Annotated in this window: 5 protein-coding genes; all 5 read left to right on the top strand. The window is 57.1% G+C overall.

Annotation, left to right across the window (positions count from 1 at the left end):
• Positions 1–449: 449 nt before the first annotated feature.
• The 5 genes from J2Y56_RS28245 to J2Y56_RS28265 all read left to right on the top strand — a co-directional run bounded on the left by J2Y56_RS28245 (position 450) and on the right by J2Y56_RS28265 (position 3146).
• Positions 450–1166 carry an FKBP-type peptidyl-prolyl cis-trans isomerase gene (locus tag J2Y56_RS28245; protein WP_007945203.1) on the top strand — a complete coding sequence of 239 codons (717 nt, stop codon included), beginning with the start codon at positions 450–452 and terminating at the stop codon, positions 1164–1166.
• A gap of 293 nt (positions 1167–1459) precedes the next feature.
• On the top strand, positions 1460–1924 hold the full coding sequence (locus tag J2Y56_RS28250; RefSeq protein WP_007945205.1) for a YkvA family protein: 465 nt from the start codon (positions 1460–1462) through the stop codon (positions 1922–1924).
• A 104-nt stretch (positions 1925–2028) separates the two neighbouring features.
• The gene (locus J2Y56_RS28255; protein ID WP_007945206.1) at positions 2029–2370 is read left to right on the top strand and encodes a helix-turn-helix domain-containing protein; all 342 of its coding nucleotides are present in this window, start codon (positions 2029–2031) and stop codon (positions 2368–2370) included.
• Positions 2367–2738 carry a hypothetical protein gene (locus J2Y56_RS28260; protein ID WP_007945207.1) on the top strand — a complete coding sequence of 124 codons (372 nt, stop codon included), beginning with the start codon at positions 2367–2369 and terminating at the stop codon, positions 2736–2738. Before J2Y56_RS28255 ends, J2Y56_RS28260 begins: the two co-directional genes overlap by 4 nt.
• A complete protein-coding gene (locus tag J2Y56_RS28265; protein ID WP_007945208.1) occupies positions 2739–3146 on the top strand; it encodes an SEL1-like repeat protein in 408 nt (135 codons plus the stop codon). It abuts the gene before it with no gap.
• Positions 3147–3369 lie beyond the last annotated feature (223 nt).

Genomic DNA, 3369 nt, shown 5'->3' on the forward strand with positions numbered 1-3369 from the left:
CCTTTTTTCGCCTGTTACCTGCACAAAAGCAAACGCCCCGAACAAGTCGGGGCGTTTGCTTGGATCGCCTTCAGCGTGTTTTCACACAGTCTGTTAATGCGGGCTTTTTGCTGTCTGGCGTTTGGTAATTCGGCACGCCAGGCGCTATATATATCCATGTAGTACCTGACAGGCACGCTGCTTTCGGGTAACAGGAAATGTTTCGATGGACTTCGTTGACCTTTCTGACGTGCGGCAAGTGGCCATTACGCCAGTTGCTAAGGGATCCGGGATCAACTGTTGTAGGTGGAAGATGACAGAACCTTCATGCCATCAATGCTGAAATGCGCTAAAACACCTGAACTTATCACTAGAATCCTGCTCTCATGCCGGTAGCCATTGGTCGTGGCGGCCTGATAAGCTCGCGGCTTTACTCGATTGCCCTTTAGGCGCATGAACAAGGAAATAGCATGAAACAGCATCGGTTGGCGGCGGCGGTGGCCCTGGTTGGCTTGGTACTCGCGGGTTGTGATTCGCAGACCAGCGTAGAGCTGAAAACTCCGGCGCAAAAAGCTTCCTACGGTATTGGTCTGAACATGGGCAAAAGCCTGGCTCAGGAAGGCATGGATGACCTGGATTCCAAAGCCGTAGCCCAGGGCATCGAAGATGCCGTCGGCAAGAAAGAGCAGAAGCTTAAAGACGAGGAGCTGGTCGAAGCCTTCGCCGCACTGCAAAAGCGTGCTGAAGAGCGTATGGCCAAGATGAGCGAAGAGTCGGCAGCTGCCGGCAAGAAATTCCTCGAAGACAACGCCAAGAAAGCTGGCGTAGTGACCACCGCTTCGGGCCTGCAATATGAAGTGGAAAAGAAAGCCGAAGGCGCACAGCCAAAGCCGACTGACGTAGTGACTGTTCACTACACCGGCAAGCTGACCAACGGTACCGTTTTCGACAGCTCCGTCGAGCGCGGCAGCCCGATCGATCTGCCAGTCAGCGGTGTGATTCCGGGTTGGGTCGAAGGCCTGCAACTGATGCACGTGGGTGAGAAGTACAAGCTGTACATCCCAAGCGAACTGGCTTACGGCGCTCAAAGCCCAAGCCCGGCTATTCCAGCCAACTCGGTGCTGGTATTCGACCTGGAACTGTTGGCGATCAAAGATCCAGCCAAAGAAGACGCCGCCGCCAAGTAATCAGCGTCTGCTTTGATAACAACGCCTCGCCAATGCGAGGCGTTGTTGCATCCGGGATTCAGAGAAGTTAAACAAAGCGAACGGTTGCTGTACGCTGGAGTCATAGCCATTGAGGACCCCCGTGCTAGCCGCGCCGGCGTTCCAAGTCAATGAAATCTTGGGTTTTTTTATGTGAGTAAAAAACGCCCGATCTGAGCTGGACCCTTGTGAAACGGGGCTTTCAGCGGTGAAAAGCAGCTCTGTTCACAAGGTTATCCACAATTTGTGTGGATAACATTTCAGTGGGAGGAATAATGAACGCACCCTGGAGTTTCGCTCGATTCTTGCCACTCGCCGGGCGGCTGCTCGCACGCGGGCGCTTGCCGACACTGCTGTTCGCCGTAGCCAGTAAAGGTGCCAGTCAGGGGTTTCGCCTGGGCAAGGTTAAAGAGGATCTGCGCTTGTTGCAGGCACTGTGCCTGGCCTACTGGCGCGGGGAGTACCGTGCCATCAGCCCGAAGGCGCTGATTTCGGTGGTCGCCGGCCTGATGTACTTCCTCAGTCCGGTGGATGCGATTCCGGATTTCCTCCCTCTGTTTGGCATGCTCGACGACATCGCCGTGCTGGCCTGGCTGATGAAAGTGCTCGACGACGAACTCAATGCCTTCCGAGCCTGGCGTAAACGTCAGGTGCCGGAAAAGTTGGCAGTGGTCGAGCGTATGCCCGATACCCCGCAACAACTTCAGCTACAGGGCCCGAAAAACAACCGAACCGATTGAGAATCTCCTTTATTCATACCCCCGCGCGACCTTGGCCGCTGTTAGGATTACACTTCTAGGGAAAAGTGCCGACTCGCTAAGTGTCGTTGTCCTACGGGGAAGTCATGGATATTCAGATAATCACACGCGAAGGCGAGCCCGAGTATGCAGTTTTACCGTGGGCTCAGTACCAGGCTCTACTGAAAGCCGCAGGCATTAACCAGCAACCGGCGCCCGACACGCCAGTTCGTCAGGCGCCACCACCAGACCAGATTCTTCCGGGTCTGGATCAACTACGCAGTTTGCGCGAAGGGAAGGGCATCGCCATCGAGGCGCTGGCCCGCACCGTAGGCATCAGCCCGTCTTATCTGGCCTTGATTGAAAGTGGCGAGCGTCAACCCGACGCTGCGATTCGCCGCAGCCTGGCCTGGGAATTGACGGTGCCAGGGTGGAGGGATGAATCGTGAGCGTACGCATCAGTCGTCACCATTGGGACGGATTATTGGGGGAGTTGGACCAGGCACGTCGTCAGCGCCATCTTTTGACGTATCGCGCGTTGTTGGAGCGATTGCAATTACCCACACCAGCCATGCAAACCTTGACCGCTGCGCTCGAACATCTGGCCGCGCTGGACGCCAAGGCCGAGCAGCCACTGCGCAGTTCGCTGGTGATCAGCCAGGGAGCCAGCCGCCTGCCGCGCACCGGTTTCTTTGAGTGTGTCGAGCGTCTGGGGCGTTTCTCCGGACCGTCTGACGGTGTCGCCGCCGCGTCCTGGCACGCTTCGGAAGTGGTGCGAGTGTTCGAATACGAATACCCCGAATCGGCAGAGGCTTGAGTGTTTTTAAAGCTCAAGGCTCGGGTCGGTTACTGGCTGGCCCGCCGGTTGTTTCACTGGTCATGGTTTGTGCGCCAGCCCCGGGGATGGAGTTGGCTAGAAGGCCAGTTCGCCCGCATGGCGAATCTGGGAGATGTCGGCGCTCAGAGCTTCTATGGCCACATCCTGACCTTTCGCGGTGTCGGCCTTGGGGCTCGCGAAGAGGGCGTGCGATTACTGCGCCTGGCGGCACTGGCGGGCGATGGCAAAGCGGCATATCAGGTGGGGGTGATCAGCCTGGCAGGAACGCCGAGCAAGGCGCCGGATCCAGTTGAAGCCGCTCGCTGGTGGGGCATGGCCGCCAAGGCCGGACATCCGTTGGCTGAGCTCAAGCTGAAAGAGTTGGCGGCTCGGGGTAATGCCCAGTAACGCCGCCGGTGTCTGATGTACAAACGTGGCGTGAGGGAAACCTCACGCCACGTTTGCGTTTTGGCCGGTCTGTTGTTTTGTGAGTCATTTTTAGAGACTTTCCCTACAGTCATCGCCTACTTCTCCGACTTCTTTCCTGACTGATCCCCTGCAAAGTCTCGCGCGCCCCATTTTCTGCGCGAGGGATTGCTCATGTTCGACCCGATTTACCACGCCACTGCCA

It is taken from the genome of Pseudomonas sp. BE134 (assembly GCF_031456105.1).
GTDB lineage: Bacteria > Pseudomonadota > Gammaproteobacteria > Pseudomonadales > Pseudomonadaceae > Aquipseudomonas.